Origin of the sequence: Sphingopyxis chilensis, from assembly GCF_035930445.1 — a bacterium.
In the GTDB taxonomy this organism is placed as follows: domain Bacteria; phylum Pseudomonadota; class Alphaproteobacteria; order Sphingomonadales; family Sphingomonadaceae; genus Sphingopyxis; species Sphingopyxis chilensis.
Window position 1 is genome coordinate 362,560 of the sequence record NZ_CP142394.1, and the last position, 26,976, is coordinate 389,535.

14 protein-coding genes and 1 tRNA gene are annotated in these 26,976 nt (G+C 65.6%); 7 read left to right on the top strand and 8 right to left on the bottom strand.

The window, feature by feature from the left end; translation table 11 throughout:
- Positions 1-160 precede the first annotated feature (160 nt).
- The 6 genes from VSX79_RS01795 (at position 161) to VSX79_RS01820 (ending at position 17,618) form a co-directional block, all read left to right on the top strand.
- A complete protein-coding gene (locus VSX79_RS01795; RefSeq protein ID WP_326914241.1) occupies positions 161-958 on the top strand; it encodes a ComF family protein in 798 nt (265 codons plus the stop codon).
- A 4-nt stretch (positions 959-962) separates the two neighbouring features.
- Positions 963-1,223: a glutaredoxin 3 gene (gene grxC / locus VSX79_RS01800; protein ID WP_037554187.1), complete on the top strand. Its 261-nt coding sequence runs from the start codon at positions 963-965 to the stop codon at positions 1,221-1,223.
- A 3-nt stretch (positions 1,224-1,226) separates the two neighbouring features.
- Positions 1,227-1,688 carry a DUF1178 family protein gene (locus tag VSX79_RS01805; RefSeq protein ID WP_326914242.1) on the top strand — a complete coding sequence of 154 codons (462 nt, stop codon included), beginning with the start codon at positions 1,227-1,229 and terminating at the stop codon, positions 1,686-1,688.
- Between the two features lie 49 nt (positions 1,689-1,737).
- Positions 1,738-1,814 (top strand) — tRNA-Arg (locus tag VSX79_RS01810).
- A 337-nt stretch (positions 1,815-2,151) separates the two neighbouring features.
- Positions 2,152-3,051, top strand: coding sequence for a DEAD/DEAH box helicase (locus tag VSX79_RS01815; RefSeq protein WP_326914243.1), 900 nt, complete (start codon positions 2,152-2,154; stop codon positions 3,049-3,051).
- A gap of 614 nt (positions 3,052-3,665) precedes the next feature.
- On the top strand, positions 3,666-17,618 hold the full coding sequence (locus VSX79_RS01820; RefSeq protein WP_326914244.1) for an autotransporter-associated beta strand repeat-containing protein: 13,953 nt from the start codon (positions 3,666-3,668) through the stop codon (positions 17,616-17,618).
- A gap of 152 nt (positions 17,619-17,770) precedes the next feature.
- On the opposite strand, the gene VSX79_RS01825 is transcribed toward VSX79_RS01820, so the two are convergent.
- Positions 17,771-18,469 (bottom strand): pirin family protein, encoded by a 699-nt coding sequence (locus VSX79_RS01825; protein WP_326914245.1) that lies wholly within the window; start codon positions 18,467-18,469, stop codon positions 17,771-17,773.
- Between the two features lie 52 nt (positions 18,470-18,521).
- Positions 18,522-19,220 carry a pirin family protein gene (locus VSX79_RS01830; protein ID WP_179499697.1) on the bottom strand — a complete coding sequence of 233 codons (699 nt, stop codon included), beginning with the start codon at positions 19,218-19,220 and terminating at the stop codon, positions 18,522-18,524.
- 112 nt (positions 19,221-19,332) lie between these two features.
- Between VSX79_RS01830 and VSX79_RS01835 the strand changes: the two genes are divergently transcribed.
- Positions 19,333-20,262, top strand: a complete 930-nt coding sequence (locus VSX79_RS01835) for a LysR family transcriptional regulator (RefSeq protein WP_326914246.1) — start codon at positions 19,333-19,335, stop codon at positions 20,260-20,262.
- Here the strand turns inward: VSX79_RS01835 and VSX79_RS01840 are convergent.
- The 6 genes from VSX79_RS01840 to VSX79_RS01865 form a co-directional block, all read right to left on the bottom strand.
- On the bottom strand, positions 20,259-21,617 hold the full coding sequence (locus VSX79_RS01840) for an alginate export family protein (RefSeq protein WP_326914247.1): 1,359 nt from the start codon (positions 21,615-21,617) through the stop codon (positions 20,259-20,261). The two genes, VSX79_RS01835 and VSX79_RS01840, sit on opposite strands and share 4 nt — an antisense overlap.
- Complete coding sequence (locus VSX79_RS01845; RefSeq protein ID WP_326914248.1) at positions 21,617-23,209, bottom strand: MFS transporter; 1,593 nt, start codon at positions 23,207-23,209, stop codon at positions 21,617-21,619. Before VSX79_RS01845 ends, VSX79_RS01840 begins: the two co-directional genes overlap by 1 nt.
- A 3-nt stretch (positions 23,210-23,212) precedes the next feature.
- Complete coding sequence (locus VSX79_RS01850) at positions 23,213-25,144, bottom strand: amidohydrolase (RefSeq protein ID WP_326914249.1); 1,932 nt, start codon at positions 25,142-25,144, stop codon at positions 23,213-23,215.
- Complete coding sequence (locus tag VSX79_RS01855) at positions 25,141-25,389, bottom strand: DUF1427 family protein (protein ID WP_326914250.1); 249 nt, start codon at positions 25,387-25,389, stop codon at positions 25,141-25,143. The genes VSX79_RS01850 and VSX79_RS01855 overlap by 4 nt, the downstream gene beginning before the upstream one ends.
- A 22-nt stretch (positions 25,390-25,411) precedes the next feature.
- On the bottom strand, positions 25,412-26,248 hold the full coding sequence (locus VSX79_RS01860; RefSeq protein ID WP_179499704.1) for an alpha/beta fold hydrolase: 837 nt from the start codon (positions 26,246-26,248) through the stop codon (positions 25,412-25,414).
- Positions 26,249-26,316: 68 nt separating this feature from the next.
- Entirely contained in the window at positions 26,317-26,976 is a 660-nt protein-coding gene (locus VSX79_RS01865; RefSeq protein WP_326914251.1) for a hydrolase, read from the bottom strand.

Sequence of the window (26,976 nt, forward strand, 5' to 3'; positions counted from 1 at the left end):
CGCGCTGGGCGCGGTGGCGGGAGGGCGAAAAAAGCGGGCGGGGGGATTGCGACATGCGCCGCTTGTGCCGCCGCCGGCGATGCTTCACAACCCGTTGATGGCAAGGGCGACGGGGGATGCCGGAAAAAGCGACGCGCCGGTCGGGGCATGGCTTCGCGGCTTGCGCGCCGCGACGCGCGCGATCGTCGATTACGCGCTGCCGCCGCGTTGCCCGGGGTGCGGCGTCATCGTCGGTGACGACCGCCAATTCTGCATTTCCTGCTGGTCGTCGCTCGACTTCCTGGACGGGCCGGGATGCGCGCATTGTTCGACCCCGCTGCCCACCGCGGCGCCCGGCGAAGCGTTGGCGTGCGGGGCGTGCCTTGCCGAACCGCCGCCGTTCGAGGGCGCGCCGGCGGCGCTCGCTTATGGTCCGGTCGCCCGCACGGTAGCGCTGCGGCTCAAATATGGGCGGCGGACGGGGCATGCGCGGTTGATAGCACGATTGATGGCGCGCCGGCTCGTCGCGCTGGGCGATTTGGATGCGATCCTGCTCGTCCCGGTGCCTTTGCACCGCTGGCGGCTGTGGTCGCGCGGATTCAACCAGGCCGCGCTGCTTGCCGACGAACTTGAGCGGCTGACGGGCGCCCCGCGCGATCATCATATGCTCCTGCGCGTCAAATCGACCGCATCGCTGCGCGGCAAGGGGCGCAAGGAGCGCGAACGCGTCGTCGCGGGCGCCTTTGCGCTGGCGCCCGACGCAAAGGCGCGCGCGAAGGGAAGGCATCTCGTGCTGGTCGATGACGTTCATGCGAGCGGGGCGACGCTACGCGCTGCGGCGCGGGCCTTGCGGCGGAGCGGCGCGGTGCGGGTGTCGGCGCTGACGTGGGCGCGTGTCGTTCCCGACGCGGCCGGGGGCAACAAATTTGACTTTGCCTCGTTGGATTCCGATATGCAGAGCGAAAGGATGACAGGATAGCCGCATGGCCCAGATCGAAGTTTATACGAAGGCCTTCTGCCCCTATTGCACGCGCGCAAAGATGCTGCTGGGCGGCAAGGGTGCCGATTTCCGGGAAATCGACGTGACGATGGACCGCGCCGGGTTCGAGGCGATGGTCGAACGCGCGAACGGTCGCCGCACGGTGCCGCAGGTCTTCATCGACGGAAAGCATGTCGGCGGCAGCGACGACCTCGCCGCGCTCGATGCGAAGGGCGAACTCGACGCGCTGATCGGCGCCGCCTGACGCGTGATCGTGTTCGATCTTTGCTGTGCCGCCGGCGACCACCGGTTCGAGGCCTGGTTCGCGAGCAGCGACAGCTTTGCCGATCAGCAGGCGCACGGGCTCATCGCCTGTCCGGTCTGTGGCGATAGCGCGGTGAAGAAGGCGGTGATGGCGCCGCGGGTGGGCGCGAAGTCCAATCAGGCGCTGGTCACGCCCGTTCCGGCGACGACCGAACCCGAATCCGGGCCCGATCTGGTGCGCAAGCTGCTGGCCGACATCGCGGCGAAACAGGCGCAAATGCTGCCGCAATCGCGCTGGGTCGGCCGCGATTTTGCCAACGCCGCGCGTGCGATGCACGAAGGGCGGGCGGCCGGGGATCTGATCCACGGCCAGGCCTCGCCCGACGAAGCGCAGGCGCTGCGCGACGACGGGATCGCCGCGATGCCCTTGCTTGTGCCGGTCGTGCCGCCCGAGGCGGCCAATTGACCCAAGCCGATTGACGCTCCGCGCGCTCCGCCGCTACACGAGCGGCGGCGCACCCGTAGCTCAGCAGGATAGAGCATCAGATTCCTAATCTGGGGGCCACTGGTTCGAATCCAGTCGGGTGCACCATTTTTCAATGGTTTAGTTGGATTTTTTCTACGCAAACGCGATTCCGTGGCGTTCCTTGGGATTCCGCAGATTTCCTTGGGTTTCGATGGGCCCCGGGAGTTCCGTGCAACAAAATTGGAACAAAATCGGATAATTTTTGTTCCGCAATCCCATTGAGATGGCAGGTGCTTATCGACTGATTTGGGCCTTGGAATAAGAATGTTCGTGGTCCGCGCAGCAAATTGCCAGCGATTTAGACGGTCGCGCTTGGTTACGCCATCGCAGTTGGAATGAAGGCAATGCCGTCACTATCTGAGGCCTCCGGACCATCCGACGGGTCCGCTTGGGGGATGCGGAAGTGACCGCGATCCTTGCTTGTGTCGACGCGCTTCGTACCGTGCTTGTGCTCGATGAATCGCATGCCGCGAAGAATTGGGACCCGCTGACCTCGACTTCGATGCGCCACATGTCCCCCCGCTGCGTTGATCGTTGGCTGCTGTCGGGTACGCCAGTCACTAACACTCCCGCCGACCTCTATACGCAGATCGAAATCATTGCGCCGGGCGAACATGCTTTGGGCTCGCTCGAATCTTTCCTTGCCCGCGTCGAAGGCGACCCGACTGCGGGATTCGCAAAGTCCGCTCTCGATCGCCTGGTGCTTCGCCGCACCAAGGAGGAATGCCTCGACCTTCCCGAAAAGACCTTCACCGACATTGTCGTCGAGCTCCCCGACTGGCAGCGGAGCCTCTACGATGAAATGCGCGAACAGATGGTGTGCGACATTCGCGACATGTCGGGTGAACGCTATCGTGCTTTCGCATCCACGGCGCTTGCTCAATTCACCCGCCTCAGCCAGCTTGCGAGCAATCCTTCGCTCCTCCTCCCCGATCTTGCTCGGACACCAGCCAAGTTCGACGTGCTTGATGGCTTGGTGGGCGACATTCTTTCGGTGCCAGGCCGCAAGATCATTTTGTGGTCCAACTATGTCCGGAACATTGAGCTGCTATTGGCTCGGTTTGCGAGCCATGGCGTGGTCGCAATTTACGGAGGCGTTGAGACTGGCGAGCGTCAGGATATCGCGGCGCGATTCCAAAATGATCCCAATACGCGGATACTCATCGCGAACGCGGCGGCCGCCGGCACAGGATTTACGCTCACCGCGGCGAGCTTCACCATCTACGAGTCGATGTCGTGGGCTTCGATCACTATGCTCAGAGCCAAGACCGCAATCACCGCATCGGTCAAACCCAGCCGGTGAGCTATCTTCGTTTGATCGCGTCCGACACGATCGACGAGGCAATTAGTCGCCGCTCGTCGTCGGAGCCGAGTGAATTCACCGCCTTGGATCGCGGCTCGAAAGTAACATCATGACGCACATTATCGGTGCGCTCGCCCGCAGCGCAAGTAACCAGCAGCGGCGCAGCGACGCAATCCGGTGGATCGCCGGATGTTACCCGGCCTCAGCCTCTCCCATCGATACGGTAACACACCCCCATTCACTGTCATTCGGTAACCTGCTGATAATAATTTGATTTATATCAAGTTCTGCACTGGCTTTCGATTCTGCGGAGATCGGGCCGGACGGACCGCCGTTTAGCTCGCCTTGCGCAAGGGAGGTACGAGCGACGCGGAGGCAAGCCTCCAGAGGAAGCGTGTTCGTGGGACGAACGTCGATCCTGGGGCGGGATTTGAGAAAAGGGGGGTGAATGATCGAAGATCGCACGGCTTTGCCCGTCATGCTCGACCCTGCAAACGTCGCACTCCATGCGCCGCGCCATCCCCTGTCGAACCCGACCACCGCTGCCAATCTCCCCAGCTCGCCCGTCCCGCGGGCCATTTCGCGTTCAAGGAAAGCTCATGGTCGATAACAGCATGAACCGTCGAAACGTCAGCAGTGCTCGGGCCCGTTCGCGGCGGCTTCTTTGCAGCGCATCGATTGCCGCAGTGCTCGCCTGCGTTCCCGTGGCGGGACATGCCGAGGACCGCTACTGGGACGCCAACGGCACCGCCGTGGGTTCAGGCGGTAGCGGGACATGGAACCTTGCCAACCTCAACTGGAGCCCCAATGGCGACGGCGTCAGCGGACCTTTCGTCGAGCCGTGGGTCAATGGCGATCTCGACGATGCGATCTTCGGCGGCACTGCCGGGACGGTAACGGTCGGTGTTCCTGTCACCGTCGGCAACATCACCTTCAATTCGGCGGGCTACGTCCTGAACGGTAGCACGATCACTCTAGGCGGTGCCACGCCGACGATCACCTCCGGCGGCTTGGCGACCGGCAACACCGTGATTAATTCGAACTTGGCGGGAACCGCGGGCTTGACCAAAGCGGGGGCAGGCATTCTGACCCTGACCGGCACCAACAGCTTCAGCGGCGGCGTCAACGTGACCGAGGGCCGGTTGAACGTCAGCGGCGATTCGGCGCTCGGCGCCGCCAGCAATGGCATCGCCCTTTCGTCGGGCGCGACATTGCACAGTACCGGCGCGCTGAGCTCCAGCCGCGTCATTACGCTGCTCTCCGGCACGTCGGCTATCGGCGGCGGCGTCGGCTCGGCGCATATCACCGGCGCGGGCGGCTTCAATCTTGTCGCGCAAACGGTGCTTACCGACGATACCAATGATTTCACCGGGGCGGTGGGCACCGACGGCTTCAATCTTTACTTCACGTCGATCGGTAATCTGGGCGAGGCGAGCGCCCTCGGCGCGGCGACCACGGTTGCCGACGGAACGATTTTCGTCCGCAACGCCGCTGCCGTCTATACGGGTAGCGGCGCGACCTCGAACCGCAACTGGAGCATGGCTCCCCAGACCGGCTCTTCCATCCTGCGAAATCAGGGAAGCGGCACGCTCACCGTCACCGGGGATATAATTGCCGGGGGAGGGTATACATCGTCGGTGATTCTGGACGCGCAGACCGCAGACCTGGCGCTGCTGGGTACCATCAGCAGCAACCTGGACGCGCGGCCGTTTATATTCACGGGCAGCGGGACAAATCGCAGCATTACGCTCGGTGGCGCCAACAGCTTCGGCGGCCCCGTCACGATCCAGGCGGTCACGGTAAAGGCGGGCTCGCTGGCGAATCAGGGTGTCGCCAGCTCGCTCGGCACGGGCGGGAATATCCTCCTCAACACCGGTGTCCTATCCTATACCGGCAGCGGCGACAGCACCGATCGCGCATTCTCGCTCAACGGCGCCAGCAGCATTCTCAACGACGGCAGCGGTTCGCTGGCCCTCACCGGCGCGGCAATGTTCAATCCGGCCGGTCCCGGCGACACGCTTACCCTTGGCGGCAGCTTCGCGGGCAGCAACACCCTGTCCGGCGTGATTTCGGGCAACGGCAGCCTGGTGATGAACGGCGCTGCGGGAAGCAGTTGGCTGCTCAGCGGTCTTAACACCTACGTCGGATCGACCACCGTCCTCGGCGGGACGCTGCAGGCTGGCAGCAGCCAGGCATTTGGCGCGCCGAATGCGATGGTCGTCAACGGCGGTACGCTCGACCTCAACACCCACGATATCGAAGTCACCTCGCTTGCGGGCACGGGCGGCAGCGTTATGCTCACCGGCGCCAATCTGACGGTGAACGGTGCCGTGAACACGAACTATGCGGGCAGCCTCACCGGCACGGGCGGGCTGTTCAAGCGCGGCACGGGCACGCTCACGCTCAGCGGGCAAAGCAGTTACATCGGCGATACGACGATCAACGGCGGCACGTTGGCGCTGAACTTTGCCGCGGCGGGCGCCCCAGTCAGCGATATCCTCTCGAACCAGTCGACGCTCAACATGGCCGGCGGTACGCTGACGCTGACCGGAGCGGGCGCAGCGAACAGCCAAAGCTTTGACGGGTTGAATGTCACGGCGGGAAACAACCGGATCGTCATCGCGCCCGGCGCGGGCGGCAACATGACGCTGAACCTCGGCGCACTCACGCGGAGCGGCGGCCTGCTCGATTTCACGCTGCCGGTCAGCGGTACGATCACGACCACCAACGGCGACGGCGCGCTCGGATGGGCGACGATCAACGGTACCGATTATGCGCAGATCAGCGGCGGCCTCGTCACGGCCTTCGCCGCTTATGCGCAAAAGGATGATGCAAGCACATGGCTGGCCGGCGACGTCGTCAGCGACGAAGGCGGTGCGTCGAACACGGGCTTTTTCGGCAACGTCGCCGGCGACGTCCAACTCGGCGGTCTCAAATATACCGCTGCGGACAATTCCACGGTTACCGTCGGCGCGGGTAACACGCTCGGGGTCGATGGCACGATCATCGTCGCTTCCAGCGTCAACAATGGCAGCCAGCTGATCACCGGTGGATCGGTCACCGGTTCGGCAGGCGGTGGCGCGTTCGGCGTGCTGCACAATGGCACCGGAGCCGGCACTTTCACCATCGCGTCGAACATCGTCGACAATGGCGGGACCAGCTTCATCAAGGGCGGTGCTGGCCGCGTTTCGTTGACGGGCCTGAACAGCTACACCGGTGGAACGACGCTCAGCGGCGGGACGCTGATCGTGGGCAACATCGCCAACGGGGGTGTCGACAGCGCCATCGGTGCCTCGTCGGCGGATTCGGCGAATTTGGTGATCGAGAGCGGCACGCTGCTATATACCGGCGCCGACGCGGTGACCGATCGAGGTTTCACGCTCGTGGACGGTGGCCCGTCGCGGACGATTCAGGTCGATGGCACTGCTAACCTCGCATTCGGTGGGGTGGTCGTCGGCTCGGATGGCGCCGGTCTGAACAAGACCGGGACGGGCACGCTGACGCTGGCGAACGCTGCCAATATTTATACGGGGACAACGACAATCTCCGGCGGAACCCTGTCGGTGGCCACGCTGGCGAATGGCGGCGCGGCGAGCGGTATCGGTGCGTCGTCCTCGGACGCCGCCAATCTGGTGATCCAGACCGGCGGAACGCTGCAATATACCGGCGGGACGGTGAGCACCGACCGCGGCTTTACGCTGAGTGGTATCGCGGGCGGCGCGATCGATGTCGCCAATGCGGCGACGACCCTGACGGTCGGCGGCTCGATCGTCGGCGCGGTACCGTTTCGCAAGGCTGGTGCCGGCACTTTGGTCCTGTCGGGCATCAACAGCAATACCGGCCCGACGACGATCGATGGCGGGATATTGCGCGCCGGATCGACCCAGGCGTTCGGCGGTCCCAATATAATGATCCTGGCGGACGCCGCCGGTGTCGCGCTCGAACTCAATGGCTTCAACAACAAGATCGGCGGTCTGTCCGGAGGCGGAGCGAATGGCGGTGTCGTTCGCCTCGGCGGCGCGACTCTCACGATTGGCGGGACGAATGTCTCCTTCGGCGGCACGGTTACCGGAGCGGGCGGACTCACCAAGGAAAACAGCAGCGTGCAGACGCTGCTCGGCTGCAACAATGATTATACCGGCGCCACGACCCTCCTGGGCGGCACGCTCAGCGTCGATTGCCTCGCCAACGGCGGGATGGCCAGCGGCATCGGTGCATCGACCAGCGCGTCGGCCAACCTCGTCTTCGCGGGCGGCACGCTCGCTTATACGGGCGGCAGCGTCGACATCGATCGCGGGATCAGGTTGGGCGGGACCGGCGCGGTGAACGTGACGAATGCCGCCACTACGCTCGGAATCAGCGGCGCGATCGTGGGTGTCGGGGCTTTCCGCAAAGAGGGCGCGGGTACGCTCGTCCTGTCCGGCAACAACACATTCACCGGCGGTCTGACCGTCAATGGCGGCACCGTGCGTGCCGGATCGAACACAGCGTTCGGCGCGCGGGCCGTGACGATGGCGAACGTCGCGGGCGCGACGCTCGACCTTGGCAATTTCAACGCGACCATCGCGGTGCTGAACGGCGGCGGCGCGACGGGCGGCAATGTGTCGCTCGGCACGGGGACGCTCACGCTCAATTGGGGAAGCGGCCTGGCGAGCTTTGCCGGTGCGATCAGCGGCAGCGGCGGGCTGGTCAAAACGGGCGGATTCACCCAGTTCCTCGGCAGCTGCGGCAGCAGCTATAGCGCCAGTACCGTCGTCAGCGGCGGCGTGCTCCAGGTTGGCTGCCTGACCGACGGCGGCAGCAACAGCGCGATCGGCGCGTCGAGCAATGCCGCGGGCAATCTCATCCTGAGCGGCGGCACGCTCCAATATGTCGGGGCAGCCGGCAGCACCGACCGCCTGTTCACGCTCGGGGCTTCGGCGAACAGCCGCCTCGAGGCCTCGGGCACCGGCGCTATCGCATTTACCAATACCGGCGCGATCGCCTTCGCGGCGCCGGGCAGCAACCAGACGATTGCGCTGGGCGGCACCAACACCGGGAACAACAGCCTCGCCGCGCAGATCACCAACAATGGCGCGGGTGTGACCTCGCTGACCAAGGATGGGCTCGGCACCTGGATCCTCAACAATGCGAACAGCAGCTACACCGGCGTCACCACGATCAACGGCGGGGTGCTCGGTGTCAGCAAGCTCAGCAACGGCGGCGTTGCGAGCAGCATCGGTGCTTCGTCTGCGGCGGCCAGCAACCTCGTCATCGGCAATGGCTCGACGCTGCGCTACACCGGCAGCGGCGACACGACCAACCGGCTGTTCACGCTGTCGTCGGGCGTCACCTTCATCGAATCGTCGGGCACGGGCGCAATCGCCTTTACTGACACCGGACCGGTGACGCTGGCGAACAACGATCTGGCGCGCACCATCGCGCTCGGCGGGACCAACACCGGCAACAACACGCTGGCGGGGTCGATCGGCAATGCCGGCCTCGGTATCACCACGCTTGCGAAGAACGACAGCGGCACCTGGGTGCTGACCGGTAACAATAGCTACACCGGGCCCACCAACATCAACGGTGGCACGCTGTTCGTCGGCGGCGGCGGCAACACGGGTGCGATCGCGAGCGCCGTCGTCAACAATTTCGGCACGCTCGGGTTCAACCGCAGCGACCTTTTGTCCTATGGCGGGCAGATCGTCGGCACCGGCTCGCTGCGACAGGCGGGGGCGGGCGGGACCGTCCTCACCGGCACAAACACGTACACCGGCGGCACGACGATCGAGGATGGCTTTCTCCAGCTGGGCGATGGCGGCACCAGTGGAAGTATCGTCGGCGATGTCGTCAACGACGGCATGCTGATTTTCGACCGTTCGGACCTTGTCAGCTTCGACGGCGTTATTTCGGGTAGCGGCGCTGTAGAGAAGGCGGGGGACGGCACGCTCGTGCTGACCGGCATCAACAGTTATGCCGGCGGCACGTCGATCCTCCGCGGCACCCTGCAAGTGTCCGCCGACGCCAATCTCGGCGCGTCATCCGGGGGGCTGAGCATCTTCAGCGGCACTTTGCGGACGACCGCGTCCTTCGCTACCGCTCGGACTACCCGACTGTATGATGCAAGCACCATATCGACCGATGCCGGGACGACCCTTTCGCACGACGGCGTGATCATAGGCGACGGCCGACTGATCAAGGCGGGAACGGGCACCTTGGTGTTGTCGGGCGACAACAGCTACACCGGCTTCACGAATGTCGATGCCGGCAGGCTGCTGATCAACGGCGACCAATCGGCGGCGACAGGTCTGGTGAGGGTTGCGTCGGGGGCGACGCTGGGCGGCAGCGGGACGATCGGGGGAATCGTCAATGTGCTCAGCGGCGGCATTCTTGCGCCGGGTAACAGCCCCGGCACGCTCAATATCGACGGCGACCTTTTGCTCGCAAACGGCTCGATCCTGAACTTCGAATTCGGCGAAGCGGACGTTGCGGGCGGTCCGCTCAACGATCTTGTCAATGTCAACGGCGACCTGCGGCTCGACGGCATCCTCAACGTCACGGCGTCGAGCGGCGGCTATTTCGGCGGCGGCGTCTACCGCGTCTTCAACTATAGCGGGGCACTCACCGACAACGGGCTCGAACTGGGATCGATGCCGGCGGGGAGCGATGTCACCGTCCAGACATCGGTCGCGGGACAGGTCAATCTGATCAACAGCGAGGGCCTTGCGCTCAGCTTCTGGGACGGCGATGCCGGACCCAAGTTCGACGATCTAGTCAACGGCGGCAACGGTAGCTGGCATCTCGGCGGCGCCGACAACAACTGGACCGGCGCCGACGGCGCGATCAACGCGGCCTATGCCGACGGGACCTTCGCCATCTTCGCAGGCGCGCCGGGCACGGTCACGGTCGACAACAGCGGCGGTGCGGTCACCGCGACGGGAATGCAGTTCGCGACCGACGGTTATCTGATCGACGGCGCGCCGCTGACGCTGGTCGGTCCGGACTCGCTGATCCGCGTCGGCGACGGCACCGCTGCGGGCGTGGGCTTCACCGCGACGATCGCTGCCGACCTCACCGGCGCATCGCAACTGGTCAAGACCGACGCCGGCACGCTGGTGCTGACGGGGGCCAACAGCTACACCGGCGGCACGCGGATCGAGGGCGGCGTCATTTCGGTCGAGAATGACAGCTTCCTTGGCGATGCGGCGGGCGCGATCACGCTCGACGGCGGCACCTTGCGGATGACGGGCGCCAACTCGGTCAACGCGCACGCCTACATTCTGGGCGCGAACGGCGGTGCGATCGACATTGCCAATGCCGCAACGTCGAACGGCGTCCTCGATGCCATGACAGGAAGCGGCGGATTTACAAAACTCGGCGACGGTTCGCTCGCGCTCGCTGGCGAGAACAGCTATACCGGCGGCACGACGATCGAGGCCGGTACGCTGCAGATCGGCGGTTTGGGCGGCGCGACCGGCTCGATCATCGGCGACGTGGTCAACAATGCCCGCCTCACCTTCAACCGCTCGAATGCCTATACCTATGCGGGCTCGATCACCGGCACTGGCAGCGTTCAGGTAGCAAGCACCGGCGTGACCACGCTGACCGGCGACAGCAATTATGGCGCCGGGACGCTCATCAATGGTCTGGGCGGCGAGCTTCGTATCGTCGGCGGGGCCAATGTCATTTCCGGGGGTTCCACGACGATGGGGCGCTCGACGCTGAGCGTCGACGGCGCGAATTCGGTCTTCAGCACGACCGCCATTGGCGGGACTATTGCCTTCGCCGGCTCGACCGTCGTGAACGTAACGGACGGCGGCACGCTCCGGATCAGGGCGGGCGACCTGGATCTGCGAGGCACTCTCAACGTCGCGACCCGGATCAACATCACCGGCGCGAACTCGCTGGCTGATGTGGCGGGCGGCATTCGCGGGAGCGCGACCTTCAACGCTCCCTTCAGCCTGACGATCGGCGCGGGCGGGACGCTGCGCACCGCGGGGGAGAGCCAGATCGGCACCGCGACCAGCAACACCAATCCCATCGCCGTCGCGATCGCTGCCGCGGGTTCCAACTGGACGAGCACCGGTTCGTTGCTGATGACCGCCGGCAATTTCACCGTCGATCAGGGCGGCACGGCGAGCTTTGCGTCGGCGACCTTCGGTGCCGCGCCGCAGGCCGCAAACCTGACAGTGTCGGGCGCGGGCTCCAGCTTCGCCACGACGGGTGACCTGATTATCGGTAGCGGGACTGGCACTGCGGTTCTGACGGTTGCCGACGGCGGCCGGACGGTCGCCGGCTCAGGCCTCCAGATTGCGGCCCAAGCCGGTTCGACCGGCACCGTAAATATCGGCGGCGTCGAAGGCGGTTTGGCCGCCGCGGCGGGCTTCATCGAGGGCAACATAACTTTCGGGTCCGGCGCGGGCGAGTTGAACTTCAACCACACCGGCACCGACCATCTCTTTGCCAACAGCATGTCGGGCGCGGGTTCGATCGACCATGCGGCCGGCACGACGCGGCTGACCGGTGACAGCTCGGCCTTTACCGGCACGACGTCGGTCGCAGGCGGTATGCTGCTCGTCGACGGCATCCTTGGCGACGCGTCGAGCGGCGTCAGCGTAGCGACGGGCGGCACGCTTGGCGGCACCGGCACGCTCGGCGGCAATGTCGCCATCCTCGATGGCAACCTCAATCCGGGTAACGTCGGCGGGGTTCCGGGCAGGCTGACGATCGCCGGCGACTTGAACCTCGCCCCGGCCGCGACGCTCAACGTCGACTTCGGTCAGGCGAATGTCGTTGGCGGCGCGTACAACGACCTGATCGATGTGGGCGGCGACCTCGTTCTCGGCGGGACACTCAATGTACAGGAGGCCCTTGGGGGTAATTTCGAACCGGGCGTCTATCGCGTCATCAACTATGGGGGGACGCTGACCGACAACGGTTTGACGGTCAATGCAGGCTATTTCGTGCAGACCTCGGTCGCGAACCAGGTCAATCTGGTGAACACCACCGGCCTCACGATGCGCTTCTGGGACGGTGTCAACGGCGGCAAGAATGACGGGGTGATCACGGGCGGGGACGGCCTGTGGCAGGCAAGTGGCGGCAATGACAACTGGACCGAGTTCGACGGATCGGCGAACGCGCCGTTCACCGATGCGGCCTTCGCGGTCTTTTCGGGTGTCGGTGGCGCGGTAACCGTCGACGGCTCGCTCGGCGCGGTCACGGCATCGGGGATGCAGTTCGCCAGCGACGGCTATGTCATCGCGGGCGCCGATATCGCGCTCGTTGAAGCAGAGGCGATCATTCGCGTCGGTGACGGCTCGATTGGCGGTGCGGACTATAGCGCCACCATCGCGTCGAACCTGACCGGCATCGGCGACGTCATCAAGACCGACCTCGGAACGCTCGTGCTGACGGGCGACAACAGTTTCGTGGGCGAAACCAACGTCCGGGGCGGCGAACTGCGGCTCGCGGACGGCGGCACGCTGAACAATGCGGACGGCATGATCGGCCGCGAAATCGGCGAGCAGGGCGTCGTCACCGTCACGGGCACCGACGGCAGCGGCAGCGCCTCGACCTGGACCAACACGGGTATCCTCCGTGTCGGCCGCCTTGGCTCCGGTACGCTGGGCATCCTCGATGGCGGCATCGTGACCGTCGCGGACATCGCTTATATCGGCGACGACGTCGGCAGCCAGGGGACAGTCAATGTTTCGGGGCAGGACGCCAATGGCAATGCCTCGACCTGGACCGGGGCGAGCGACATCGTCGTCGGCGAGTTCGGCAGCGGCACGCTGAACATCACCGCAGGCGGTCAGGTCGGCAACCAGTCGGGCTGGATCGGCTCCAATGCCGGCAGCCAGGGGATCGTCAATGTCTCGGGTGTCGGCGCCAACGGCGCCGCCTCGACCTGGACGAACAATGGCGATGTGCTGGTCGGTTATGACGGCAACGGGACGTTGAATATCGCCGACGGCGGCAAGGTCGTCAGCGTCGGCGGCCAGATCGGCGCCAATTCCGACGGCGTTGGTGAGGTGCTCGTAACCGGCGTCGGCTCGTCGTGGGAAAACAGCGGACGGATCAACGTCGGCCTGTTCGGCGCCGGAACGCTGCGTATTGAAAATGGCGCGACGGTCACCGGCAACGACGCGATCATCGGGGCTTCCGGAAACGGCAACGCGATCATATCCGGCGCCGGCACGTCGTGGATCAACACCCAGCAACTGAGCGTCGGTAGCTTTGGCACCGGCTCCATGCGCATCGAGAACGGTGCGAGCGTCACCAGCAATCAGGCTTATATCGGCGCCAATTCCACTGGCAGCGTGGTCGTGACCGGGGCAGGGTCGAACTGGCTGGTCACCGATTTCTCGATGACCGTCGGCAATGAGGGCGCGGGCTCGCTGCTGGTCGAAAACGGCGGGCTGGTCCGGGCCGAGGGCGGCTTCGCGCTCGGCGTCGCGGCGGGTTCCAGCGGAACTGTGACCATTGCGGGCACGACGGGCAACCGTGGTGTTGTCGAGACCAGCCAGATCGGGGGCGGTTTGGGTACGGTCGATTTCTCGCTCGACGGCGGCGTGCTCCGCGCGACGCAGGATGAAGGCGAGTTCTTCGCCGATTTCGGTACGAACGACATCACGCTCGGCACAAACGGTGGCATCATCGATACCGACGGTCACAATATCGGCATTGCGCCGCGCTTTGCCGGCGCGGGCGGGCTGACGAAGGACGGCCTCGGCACGCTGACGCTGACGGGTGCCAACAGCTATGCCGGAGCCACATTCGTCAACGCGGGCACTTTGCTGGTCAATGGCGACCAGTCGGCGGCGACCGGCCTGATGACGGTGTTCGCGGGCGCGACGCTCGGTGGCACCGGCACGATCGGCGGAGACGTCGCCATGCTCGACGGCGCCATCCTTGCGCCGGGGGAAAGTGCCGGCACGCTGACGGTCGGCGGCAATCTGTCGCTCGCCGGTGGTTCGATCCTGAATTACGAGTTCGGACAGGCCGATGTCGCTGGCGGTGCGCTCAACGACCTGGTCAATGTCGGTGGCGACCTGACGCTCGACGGGACGATCAATGTGACGGTCGCGGCGGGGGGCAGCTTCGGCCCCGGCATCTACCGCGTGTTCAACTATGGCGGCGCGCTGATCGACAACGGGCTGACGCTGGGGACAATCCCGGGCGGCACCGGCGGCGTTTCGGTCCAGACCGCGATCGCGGGCCAGGTCAATCTCGTCAATTCGCAGGGGCTGACGCTCAGCTTCTGGGACGGCGCGGTCGGGCCCAAATATGACGGCGTACTCAACGGCGGCGATGGGGTGTGGCGCGTCGCGGGCGGCCTCAATAACTGGACCGATGCGGACGGTTCGATCAACGCCGATTATGCGCAGGACAGCTTCGCGGTCTTCGCGGGTGCGCCGGGCACCGTCACGATCGACAACGGCGGCGGCAACGTCCTCGCTTCGGGCATGCAGTTTGCGAGCGACGGCTATGTCGTGGCGGGCGACACGCTGACGCTGACCGGCGCGCAGGCGATCGTTCAGGTCGGCGACGGCAGCGTCGCGGGCGCGGGCTATACCGCGACCATCGACGCACAGATCGCGGGCACGGCAGAGTTGCTCAAGACCGACGCGGGCACGCTCGTCCTGACCGGCGCGAACAGCTACAGCGGCGGCACGCTGATCAACGGCGGCACCGTCCGGATCGGCAGCGACTCCAATCTGGGCGATGCGAGCGGCGGGCTGTCGCTCGGCGGCGGTGCACTTCACACCACCGCCGATATCGTTTCGGGCCGGACCGTCACGCTGATCGGCGACGGCGTGTTCCGCAGCGATACGGGCACCACGCTGACGCTGACCGGCCCGGTCGGCGGGGCTGGTGGCCTCACCAAGGCGGGTGCGGGCACACTGGCGCTCGGCGGCAGTGGATCCTTCGCCGGCGCGACGACGGTCGAAGCGGGCACGCTGTTCGTCAACGGCGACTATTCGGCGGCGACCGGCGGGACAAGCGTCGCCGCCGGCGCGACGCTGGGCGGCACGGGGACGATCGGCGGCAATGTCGACTTCGCGAGCGGGGCCTCCCTCGCGCCGGGCGCAGGCGGAACGGGCACGCTGGCCATCGGCGGCAATCTTTCGCTTGCGGCCGGAACGCAGCTCGATTTCGAATTCGGGCAGGCGGGTGTCGCGGGCGGCGCGCTCAACGATCTCGTCAACGTTGGCGGCGATCTGGTCCTCGACGGTGTGCTCAACGTCAGCGTCCCGACGGGCGGCGCGTTCGACGTCGGCATCTATCGCCTGTTCAACTACGGCGGCACGCTGACGAACAACGGCGTGACGTTCGGCACCATGCCGACGGGCGCCAGCACCGCCGTCCAGACCTCGGTCGCGGGGCAGGTTAATCTGGTCAACTCGGGCGAGCTGACGCTGAACTTCTGGGACGGCGCCGCCGGACCAAAGGTCGACGGCGTGATCAACGGTGGTGATGGCGTGTGGCAAAGCAGCGCCGGAAACAGCAACTGGACCGACGCGACGGGTAACCTCAGCGCGCCCTACGCCGATGGGGCCTTTGCGATCTTCGGCGGAACCGCGGGCACGGTCACGGTCGATAACGCACCGGGCGCCGTGTCGATCACCGGCATGCAGTTTGCGGCCAACGGCTATGTCATCACCGGCGACTCCGTCGCGCTCGACGGGGCGCAGGCGACGGTCCGCGTCGGCGACGGCAGCACGGCGGGCGCGGGCTTCACCGCGACGATCGCTTCGGCGCTCACCGGCACCGCGCAGCTGGTCAAAACCGATGCGGGGACGCTCGTCCTCGGCGGCACCAACAGCTATACCGGCGGCACACAGATCGTTGGCGGCACAATCCGCATCTCGAACGATGCCAATCTCGGCGCGGCGAGCGGCGACCTTACACTCGATGGCGGCACGCTCGAAACGAGTGCCGACCTCACCAGTGCGCGCGGCATCGTCGTCGGCGGCGGGGGCATGATCGCGACCGCGTCCGATACCATCTTTACATATAATGGCCTCTTTTCGGGCACGGGCGGACTGACCAAGAGTGGTGCGGGCACCCTGCTCGTTACCGCCGACAACAGCGGCTTCGGTGGCAACACGACGGTCGCGGGCGGCACGCTGGCCGTGCAGGGAAGCCTTGGCGGCGCCGTCACCGTCGGCGCGGCGGGCCGCGTCGAAGGCGCAGGGCGCGTGGGCAGTCTGGTCAACGCCGGCGTCGTCGCACCGGGCAGCGGCATCGGCTCGCTCACCGTGGCGGGCGACTATACCGGCAACGGCGGCCTGCTCGAGATCGAGGCCGTACTCGGCGGTGATGCCTCGGCGGCTGACCGCCTGGTTGTGAACGGCGCCACGTCGGGCAACACGCGGGTCACGGTGATCAATCGCGGCGGCATCGGCGGCCAGACGGTCGAGGGGATCAAGATCGTCGATGTCGCGGGCGCATCGAACGGCAGCTTCACGCTCGAGGGCGACTATCTGTTCGAAGGCGAGCAGGCTGTGGTGCTGGGCGCCTATGGCTATCGCCTCTACAAAAATGGGATATCGACGCCGCAGGACGGCGACTGGTACCTCCGCTCTGCGCTGCTCGACCCCGGCGAGAATCCAGAAGGTCCGCTCTATCAGCCGGGTGTCCCCGTCTATGAAGCCTATGTCGGCGCACTGCAGTCACTGAACCGTCTGCCGACCCTGCAACAGCGCGTCGGCAACCGTTCGTGGGCTGCGTCGCCGATCGCCGGTGCGGGCCTGTGGGGTCGCTTCGAATCCGAGCGCCAGCGGCCGGAAGCCGTGGCATCGACGAGCGGCGCCGACCGCAAACTCAACCAGTGGCAGGCGCAGCTCGGGCTCGATGCGGTGCTGGCAGAGCGCGGCGACGGTGCCGCGCTCGTCGGGGGGCTGACCGCCCATTATGGCAAGGCGGACAGCAGCGTCGCGTCGATCTTCGGCAACGGCACCATCGATACGCAGGGCTATGGCGTCGGCGCGACGATGACCTGGTACGGGCCGAAGGGCTTTTATGTCGACGGGCAGGTCAAGCTCAGCTGGTTCGACAGCGATCTGGAATCGAACATCCTTGGGGATCTTGTCCGCGGCAACAAGGGCGACGGCCAGGCTTTCAGCCTCGAACTCGGCAAGCAGACGCCCATCGGCCGCAACCTGTCGGTCACGCCGCAGGTGCAGATGAGCTATGCCAAGGTCGCTTTCGATCGTTTCGCCGATCCTTCGGCGGCCGCGGTTTCGGTTGGGAAGGGCGAAAGTCTGAAAACCCGCTGGGGCCTGGCGATCGACCATCAGACAAGCTGGAAGGGCCGCGCGGGCGATACGCGCCGCACTCGCCTCTACACCGTCATGAACCTCAGCTACGAATGGCTCGACGGCGCGGTAGCCGATGTGTCGGGAACGCCGATCGTCAATCGCGACCATCGTCTGTCGGGTGAATTGGGGCTTGGCGGCAGCTACAGCTGGGGTGACGACCGCTTCACCCTCTATACCGAAGTGTCGGGCGATACGGCGATCGCCGATTTTGGCGCGGGCTATACCCTGAAAGGTACAGCTGGGTTCCGGGTGCGGTTCTGATCACTAACCCGAATGATGCGGGAAGGTGGGTCGTTTACCCGTCTTCATATGAAAGCTGACGATAAGGTGGAGACGCAACGCCCTGACTTGTCTTGGCCGTCCGCTTCGCGCGATTCTCTGCTGAGGTCCGTGACCGGCGATGCTCGGTCTGGTCAGGGCAGGTCGATGAGCAAAACTTCCGCATCGGAATCGGCCTCAATCGACAACATGCCTTCCGACGTCAGCGCGGCGCCGTCGCCTTCGCGCATTTCGGTGCCATTCAAGCCGACAATGCCGCCAACGACCTGGACCCAATAGCCGCGCTTCGGGTCGAGTTCGCGTGCGATCGCCTTGCCGTCGTCGAGCCGGGCTATCGCCATGACGGTATCCTGGCGCAGCGTTAGCGATCTTTCGCGTCCGTCGCCGCTCGCGATGGTGACCCAACGGTTGCGCCCTTCATCGGCGGCGAAGGATTTTTGGTCGTAAGAAGGCGGGCCCCCGAACTCGAACGGGATGATCCATATCTGGAGGAGGTGGGCGCGTTCATCGGCGCTCGGATTGCGTTCGCTATGGCGGATGCCCGTGCCCGCGCTCATCCGCTGGACCTCGCCCGCGCGGATGGTCGCGCTGTTGCCGAGGTCGTCGCGATGCTCGATGGCACCCTTCAGCACGATGGTCACGATCTCCATATCTTCGTGACCATGCTCGGAGAGTCCGGCGCCGGGGACGACTCGGTCTTCGTTGAGCACCCGCAAGGCACGAAAGCCCATATGCTTGGGGTCGTTATAGTCGGCGAAGGAAAAGCTGTGCCAGGCGTCGATCTGGCCGCCCTGGTGCCGGCCGCGGGCACCGCGGTCCCGGAAACGGATCATCGTCATTCTCCCCCTTGGGAGCGCCACCGGCCGGGCGGCGCTCCGGGCTTTGTCAGGCCGCGTCGACGAGGACGATTTCGCTGTCCTCGATCGCGGTCACGCGAAGTACCTCCATATCGCTGATCGCGGCACCGTCGCGGGCATTCACGCGGACGTCGTCGATCTGCACCGCGCCCTTTGCCGGGACGAGATAGGCCTTGCGATCCTTGCCTAACGGATATTCCGCCGTCTCGCCCGCGCGGAGCGTCGCGCCGACGACGCGGGCGTCGGTGCGGATCGGCAGCGCGTCATTATCGTTATCGTAGCCCGAGGCCAGCGTCACGAACTTGCCCGAACGCTCACCCTTGGGAAAGGGCTTCGCGCCCCACTGCGGCGCTTCGCCGTCGCGGGTCGGAATGATCCAGATCTGGAAAATCTTGGTCGTGACGTCCTCCAGATTATATTCCGAATGGCGGATACCGGTGCCGGCGCTCATCACCTGCACGTCGCCCGCCTCGGTGCGGCCCTTGTTGCCGAGGTTGTCCTGATGGGTGATCGCGCCTTCGCGGACATAGGTGATGATTTCCATGTCGCGGTGCGGGTGCGGCGGAAAGCCGGTCTGCGGCTGGATCGTGTCGTCGTTCCACACGCGCAGATTGCCCCAGCTGGTGCGGGCGGGATCGTGATAGCCGGCGAAGGAAAAATGATGCTTGGCGTCGAGCCAGCCATGGTTGGCGCCGCCGAGGCTGTCGAAGGGACGAAGTTCGATCATCTTTTATCTCCATGGCGTACCGGGATCGGGCGCCGTTGGGCGTGATTTAGGCATTGCGGCTTCTTTTGTTCAGTGAGATAAAATTCACCGAAATGTTCGAGGAAATTGAATAGTGAACAATCCCGGAACCCCGACCCTCGACCAGCTTCGCATCTTCCTGGCGATCGTCGACACGGGCAGTTTCGCGGCGGCGGGGCGCCAGCTCAATCGCGCCGTTTCGGTGATCAGCTACGGCATTTCCAATCTCGAAGCGCAGCTCGGGCTGACGCTCTTCGAACGCGAGGGGACGCGCAAGCCGCAGCTCACCGTCGCAGGCCGCGCGCTTTTGTCGGAGGCGCGCGCGATCTCGGTCGGCATCGACGGCCTGCGCGCCAAGGTGAAGGGGATCCTCGACGGACTAGAGGCGGAGGTCGACCTCGCGGTCGATGTGATGTTGCCGTCCGAACGCCTGGGCAAGGTGCTGCGTGCCTTCGCCGTTGAATATCCGACGGTTCAGCTGCGCCTCCATGTCGAGGCGTTGGGTGCGATCACCGCGATGGTGCTCGACCGAAGGGCGATCCTCGGCTTATCGGGGCCGCTGGCGGCGGGGGTGGAGGGGGTCGAATGCGTCGCGGCGGGCTCGATTCCGATGGTGCCGGTGGCCGCCCCCGATCATCCGCTCGGCCGCATGGGCCGTATCCCGCCCGGGGCCGGACGCGATTATACGCAGCTCGTCCTGACCGACCGTTCGCGTTTTACCGAGGGGCGCGACTATTCGGTGATGAGCCCCAAGACCTGGCGGCTCGCCGATCTCGGCGCCAAGCATGCGCTGCTGCGCGAAGGGATCGGCTGGGGCAATATGCCGCTGCCGATGATCGCGCCCGACCTTGTCGCGGGGACGCTGGTGCAGCTCGCGATGCCCGATCATCCGGGCGGCACCTATCGTTTTGCGGGCGTTTGGCGCCGTGACACTCCGCCGGGGCCGGCGGCGTCTTGGCTGCTCGAACAATTCGTCGCGCTCGGCGAGAATGACGCCGAACTGGCCGGCATGATCGATCTTTAGAGTTTTAGCATCGCTTCGGCGCCGACCATATGGATTTGGCGAGCTGGGCCGGTGTCGCGGATATAGGAACCGGGACGAAAGGCTGACAATGAGGCGGTGAAGGACAACAGCGCGCTTGCCTGCCAGCCCGCCGAAATCTCGATCTGGTCGCCGATATGCCGGGCATCGCCACCGCCCGCGGGGCGGATGAGCCCGCCGGGAATATCATAGAGACCGTCGCCGCGGCTTTCGCGCCAAAAGCGCGCGGCAACCAGTTCGACCGTCACGCCCTTGCCGAGCTCGAAATCGACGCTGGGATGGACGTTGACGATGTTGCGCGGTCCGATCGGGGATAGCTCGCCGAAATATTTGCCCTTCGGAAAAAGGGCGTTGAAAGTCTGGATTCGGCCGTCGGCGGGATCGCGGTCGCCGCTTGCGATATTGGCCCGCAGGCGCACGCGCGGTTTGAGCGGAATGTCGGTAAAGCGCCAGGCGGTCTCGGTTGCGAGCGACCAGGCGCGGATCCGATCGCCATCGAAATGCCCGCGCTGGAGCATCGCTTCCCAGTTCCAGCCGAGGTTGCCGCGCTGGCCGAAGAAGCGCAGGCCGAAGGTGTCGCGCGTCTCGCGGCCGGTGCGACCGGCAAAGCGGGCCTCCTCATTCATATAGCCGAGCCAATAGGCGTCGATGCCGATGTCCGTGGCGGGCGCGAGCGTCGCATAGACCCCATCCAGCCGCCGCGTCGTCGAGGTCCGGTCGTCGAAGTCGCCGCCTGCCACCGCGACGGGCCGCAGATGGAATGCGTCTATACGGGCCGGGCCGTGGTCGAGGATGGCACGGACGCCGTCGAACGCTTGCGGAATGTTCGGACCATAGCGGATTCCGACGAGCCGTTCCGAGCCCAGCGCGACGAGTTCGCGTCCGGCCCGCACGGTCAGGTTGCCACTGTTGCCAAGCGGCATGCGGACGTCAGCGAAGCCCTGCAGCAGGTCAATACCGGTTTCGTCGACGGGACCCTTGCCCGCGCCGACGCCGCGTGCATAGCCCGCGATGCCCTGTACGAATACGCGCGCAGGACCGACGTGAAGATCGGCGTGGGGCATGACGCGGAGCCAGAGATAGCCGTCGTCGGGGGCGGGCGGATCGCCCCACAGATTGTCGTCGAACCCCTCGAACCGCGCCCGCGCTTCGCCGCCCAGCGTCAGATAGGCCGAGCCGTCGTCGGTCAGCGGCCGATATTTCGCCGCGCGCCATCCTTCGCGCGGTGCGTTCGACACCAAGGACCAATCCTCGTCGTAACGAAGATTGGTCTGCTGCGCCTCCTGCGTCCACGCCGCGAAAGGAAGCAGCGCGGCGAGGAGAGCGAGCGCGCGCATCAGCGGCGCGTGACGAAGTGACGTACGACCGGCGGGGCATCGCCGGTCTGGAAGGCGCGCAGCGCCTCCTGCTGCACCCGGTCGGCATTGGTCACTCGGTCGTGTTGGCGAAGGTGCTCGAGCCAGCTCTCGACGGTGAAGCTTTCGATCACCGTGCCGGGGTTGGCGGTATCTTCGTAAATGCCCCAGTGGATCGCGCCGTCGCGGCGGCGGATGCGGCGCATCTTCTGCATTTCGGCGAAAAAGGCGGGCACCTGCGCCGGGTCGATGCGATATTCGACCGTGACCAGCACCGGGCCGCTGTCATGTTCGACATCGCCATCGACAAGTGGGGCGGGCCAGTGCGCCGAGGGCGCGAGGTCGAGCATACTTGCCTTGTCGAGCGGGAAGCGCCAGGCGAGCGCCAGCCCTGCGAGGGCGAGCAGCGCCGCCGCGACGAGCAGGGTCGACGGCACCTCGATGCGCGAGGCGAGCGCCCCCCAGAGCGCGGAGCCTCCCGCCATCGACCCCTGAAAGACGAGCAGGTAGATGGCGAGCGCGCGCGCCTTGACCCAGCCGGGCGAGGTCGCCTGCGCGCCGCCGTTGAGCGAGGCCATCATCGCGATCCAAGCCAGCCCCGCGACGAACAGCGCCGCCGATGCGGTCCAGAAACCGCTGACGAGAGACAGGGCGGCCATCGCCGCGGCGAGCAGGGTCGATGCGGCGAGCGTGATCGCATTCGCGCCCATGCGCCCGCGCAGCTTCGGCATCAGGATCGCGCCGCCGATCGCGCCGAGCCCCATGAAGGTGAGGAGGCCGCCATAGCCCGCCGGGCCGAGCCCGAGGTCGCGGCGCGCGATGATCGGCAGCAACGCCCACAGGCCGCTGGCGAAGACGAAGAAGCCGACCGAGCGGATCAGCACGACCTGCAGTTCGGGCGCACGCATGGCATAGCGCAGCCCCGCGCGCATCGCGCCCACCATATGCTCGGCGGGCAGGTGGCGGTCGGGCGCCGCGCGGCGCCAGCGGTAAAGCACGATGATGACGCCGACGACCGACAGTGCGTTGGCGGCAAACACCGCGGCGGAGCCCGAAGCGGCGATGATGACCCCGCCGAGCGCCGGCCCGATCGCGCGTGCGATATTGACTCCCAGCGAGTTGAGCGCGACCGCCTGTTGCAGCGCCTTTGGCGGCACCAGTTCGGGAACGATCGCCTGAAAGGCGGGGGCCGAGAAGGCAGCGCCGACGGCGATCAGCGCGGTGAAGGCGAGCAGTACCCAGGCAGTGGTCAAGCCCGCTAACGTGATCACAGCGAGCCCCGTGGCGCCGATCAGTCCGAACAGTTGCGCACCGATCAGCAGGCGGCGGCGATCGACGATGTCGGCGAGCGCGCCGGCGGGTAGCGCGAGCACAAACATCGGAAAGGTCGTCGCGGCCTGCACAAGTGCGACCATCAACGGGTCGGGCGAGAGCGAGGTCATCAGCCAGCCCGCGCCGACATCGTGCATCCAGGTGCCGACGTTCGAAACGATCGTGGCGATCCACAAGGCGCGGAACATCGGGCTGGCGAGCGGGCCCTCGCTTGTCCCTGCCGGGGCTGCGGCGGACGTCATCGCTCAGACCGCCCAGCAGCCGCAGCCGAAGGCGCCCCAGAAGCTCTGGACGTCGGCGGCGGGGATATTGGCGCCGAGCGCCGCGGCATGGTCGTGGCCATGGACGTTGCATGCGCTGGCACAGCCGCAGGCGGCCGCCATCTTCTGCGCACCTTCGGGACGGCGATAATGGCCGCCGAACGTCGCGACGGGCGACCAGTCGGGCATCGGCTTGGGCAGCGCGGGGGCGATCGGGCGATAGTCGCCTTCGCCATGCACGACCTTGCCGCCGAGGATGGTCAGCACCGAACGTAGATGCACGATCTCGCTTTCGGCGACGCCGAAATAATCGTCCGAGAGCAGCGCGAGGTCGGCGAGCTGGCCGGCCTTGATCTGGCCCTTCTTGCCGACCTCGTTCGAAAACCATGTGTTCTTCTCAGTCCACAGCCGCAGCGCGGTTTCGCGGTCAAGGCGGTTGCGCACCGGATAGAGCGTGGTCCCGCCTAACGTCTTGCCGGTAACGAGCCAAGAGAGCGACACCCATGGGTTATAGCTTGCGACACGCGTCGCGTCGGTGCCCGCGCCGACGGGAATGCCCGCCTCCATCATCCGTTTGATCGGGGGGGTCGCCTCGGCCGCCTTGGCTCCGTAGCGTTCGATGAAATATTCGCCCTGGAACATCATCCGGTGCTGGACCGCGATGCCGCCGCCCAATGCGGCAATGCGGTCGATATTGCGCTCGCTGATCGTCTCGGCATGGTCGAAGAACCAGTTGAGGCCTTGAAGCGGGATGTCGCGATTGACCTTTTCGAACACATCGAGTGCGCGCGAAATCGTCTGGTCATAGGTCGCGTGGAGCCGCCAAGGCCATTTGCGTTCGGCCAGCAGGCGGACGACGGGTTCGAGGTCGCTTTCCATATTCGCCGGCATCTCGGGGCGCTCGACGCGGAAATCCTCGAAGTCGGCGGCCGAATAGACGAGCATCTCGCCCGCGCCATTGTGGCGATAGCTGTCGTCGCCGTCGCCGGGCTTCACTTGGCTGGACCAGGTCGCGAAATCCTTGAGCTCTTCCTTCGGCTTTTGCGTGAAGAGGTTGTACGCAATGCGCAGCGTCAGTTCGCCGTCCTTGTGCAGCTTTTCGATGATCTGATAATCGTCGGGATAGTTCTGGAACCCGCCACCCGCGTCGATGACGCTGGTCACGCCGAGCGAATTGAGCTCGCGCATGAAATGCTTCGTCGAATTGACCTGATAGTCTTCGGGCAGCTTTGGCCCCTTGGCGAGCGTCGCATAGAGGATCACCGCATTGGGCTGCGCGAGCAAAAGCCCAGTGGGGTTGCCCGCCGCGTCGCGGACGATCTCGCCGCCCGGCGGGTTCGGTGTGTCCTTCGTATAGCCGACGGCGCGTAGCGCTGCGGCGTTGAGCAGCGCGCGGTCGTAAAGGTGGAGGATGAACACCGGCGTGTCGGGCGCGGCCGCGTTGATCTCATCGAGAGTGGGCAGGCGCTTTTCGGCGAACTGATGTTCGGTGAAGCCGCCGACGACGCGCACCCATTGCGGAGGCGGGGTGTTCGCGGCCTGCTTCTTCAGCATCGCCATCGCGTCGGCAAGGCTCGGCACGCCGTCCCAGCGCAATTCCATATTATAATTAAGGCCGCCGCGGATGACGTGGATGTGGCTGTCGATCAGTCCGGGGATCAGGCGGCGGCCCTTCGCGTCGATGACCCTCGCATCGGGGCCGGCGTCGGCGCGGACCACCTGCTCGCTGCCGACGCTCAGGAATTTGCCGCCGCGGATCGCGACAGCCTGTGCCTCGGGATTGGCCTTGTCGAGCGTGGTCACCCTGGCATTGACGATAACGAGGTCGGGCTGGGTCATGGCGATGCTTTCCGTGGCGGTGAGAAGGGCGGTGGTAGCGGCGCCGGCAAGCGCCTGGCGGCGGGTAATCGGGTTCATGCGTCGCGCTCCTTTCCGGTGGGCGGCGTCCCCAAAATCTGCGGGGCGCAATCTTGGTGAAAATAGCGAGCCAGTTCGGGTCTGTCGGCCAGCCGCTTTGCCAAGGGGATGATATGCTCGCCGAGCAGGATTCCAGCGAGACCGAGCAAAGCGACGATCGGCGGGGCGGGAGAACGGACGCCGAGCAGGTTGTAGATGACACCGACCAGCAATCCGGCACCAAGCGAGACGAGGTATATCTTCATCGTCCGTTCTCCCTTTTCAGCCTCAGCTCTGAACGAATGCGAGCAGGTCGCGGTTGATGACGTCGGCGTTGACCGTCAGCATGCCGTGGCTGAAGCCCTCGTAGATTTTAAGCGTCGCGTTCGGCAGGATTTCGGCCTGCAACACCGCCGCGTTCTTGTAGGGTACGATCTGGTCGTCGTCGCCGTGCAGCACGAGCGTCGGTACGCTAATCGCCTTGAGGTCGTCGGTCTGGTCAGTCTCCGAGAAGGCCTTTACCCCGTCGTAGTGCGCCTTGGCGCTGCCCATCATGCCCTGGCGCCACCAATTGTCGATCACGGCGGGGATGACGTTCGCGCCGTCGCGATTGAAGCCGTAGAAGGGCCCGGACGGGAGATCGCGGAAGAATTTCGCGCGGTTCGCAGCCAGTTCGCTGCGAATGCCGTCGAACACCTCGATCGGCAGCCCGCCCGGATAACGGGCGGTCTTGAGCATGATGGGCGGCACAGCCGAAACCAGTACGGCCTTGGCGACGCGGCCCTGCGGGATGCCATAGCGCGCAACATAGGCAGCGACTTCGCCGCCACCCGTCGAATGGCCGATGTGGACCGCATTTTTGAGCTCGAGATGTTCCATGACGGCGGCTGCATCAGCCGCATAATGGTCCATGTCATGGCCTTCGCTGACTTGCGCCGACCGGCCGTGGCCGCGGCGATCGTGCGCGACGACGCGGTAGCCTTTGGCGAGGAAGAAGAGCATCTGGATGTCCCAGTCATCCGACGACAGCGGCCAACCGTGATGGAAGACGATGGGCTGCGCGTCCTTTGGCCCCCAGTCCTTGTAGAAGATTTCGACACCGTCGTTGGTGGTAACGTAGCCCATGGTTTCGTCCTTTCATTTGGTCGGGAAATGCGGGCCGGATGTGGCGCCCTCCGGCCCATCGGGCAAAATCAGTGGCCGCCCTCGGAAGCGCCGAACATCGCCTTGGCATAGGTGATGCCGAGGCCGTAGCCGCCGCCCCATTTGCGGGCGATACCGGTGGTGAGGTCATAGGTTTCGGCGCGCGCCCAATCGCGCTGCAGTTCGAGCAGATATTGCAGCGAAGTGATGGGCTTGGCGCCGGCCTGGGTCATCCGTTCGACGGCGCGTTCATGGGCCTCTTCCGAAATGTCGCCGCTGGCGTCGGTGATGACATAGGCTTCGAAGCCCTGTTCGAGTGCCGAAAGGACCGGGCCGACGATGCAGACCGAGGTCCACAGACCCGCGAAAACGATGCGGTCCTTGCCAATCCGGTTGACCTCGTCGATCACCGCGGCGTCTTCCCATGTGTTCATGCTCGTACGGTCGAGCAGCGCCTGGCCCGGAAAAGCGTCGGTGATCTCGTCGAACATCGGACCCGAAAAGCTTTTCTCTGCGACCGTGGTCAGGATGGTGGGCACGTTGAAGCCGGCGGCGCCGTTCGCGACGAGCGCGGCATTGTTGCGCAGGAGTTCGGGTGCGATCGACTTGGTGGCGAAGGCCATCTGCGACTGGAAATCGATAAGGACCAGCGCGTGGTTGCCGGGGTCCAGCAGCGTCTTCGCGGGGGTAGGGGTGGCTTTGATCGACAT

Coding starts and splice junctions, on each gene's coding strand:
- VSX79_RS01845 (WP_326914248.1), bottom strand. CDS start 23,209: ATGACGTCCGCCGCAGCCCCGGCAGGGACAAGCGAGGGCCCGCTCGCC.
- VSX79_RS01855 (WP_326914250.1), bottom strand. CDS start 25,389: ATGAAGATATACCTCGTCTCGCTTGGTGCCGGATTGCTGGTCGGTGTC.
- VSX79_RS01840 (WP_326914247.1), bottom strand. CDS start 21,617: ATGCGCGCGCTCGCTCTCCTCGCCGCGCTGCTTCCTTTCGCGGCGTGG.
- grxC (WP_037554187.1), top strand. CDS start 963: ATGGCCCAGATCGAAGTTTATACGAAGGCCTTCTGCCCCTATTGCACG.
- VSX79_RS01830 (WP_179499697.1), bottom strand. CDS start 19,220: ATGATCGAACTTCGTCCCTTCGACAGCCTCGGCGGCGCCAACCATGGC.
- VSX79_RS01865 (WP_326914251.1), bottom strand. CDS start 26,976: ATGTCGATCAAAGCCACCCCTACCCCCGCGAAGACGCTGCTGGACCCC.
- VSX79_RS01860 (WP_179499704.1), bottom strand. CDS start 26,248: ATGGGCTACGTTACCACCAACGACGGTGTCGAAATCTTCTACAAGGAC.
- VSX79_RS01820 (WP_326914244.1), top strand. CDS start 3,666: ATGAACCGTCGAAACGTCAGCAGTGCTCGGGCCCGTTCGCGGCGGCTT.
- VSX79_RS01825 (WP_326914245.1), bottom strand. CDS start 18,469: ATGATCCGTTTCCGGGACCGCGGTGCCCGCGGCCGGCACCAGGGCGGC.
- VSX79_RS01850 (WP_326914249.1), bottom strand. CDS start 25,144: ATGAACCCGATTACCCGCCGCCAGGCGCTTGCCGGCGCCGCTACCACC.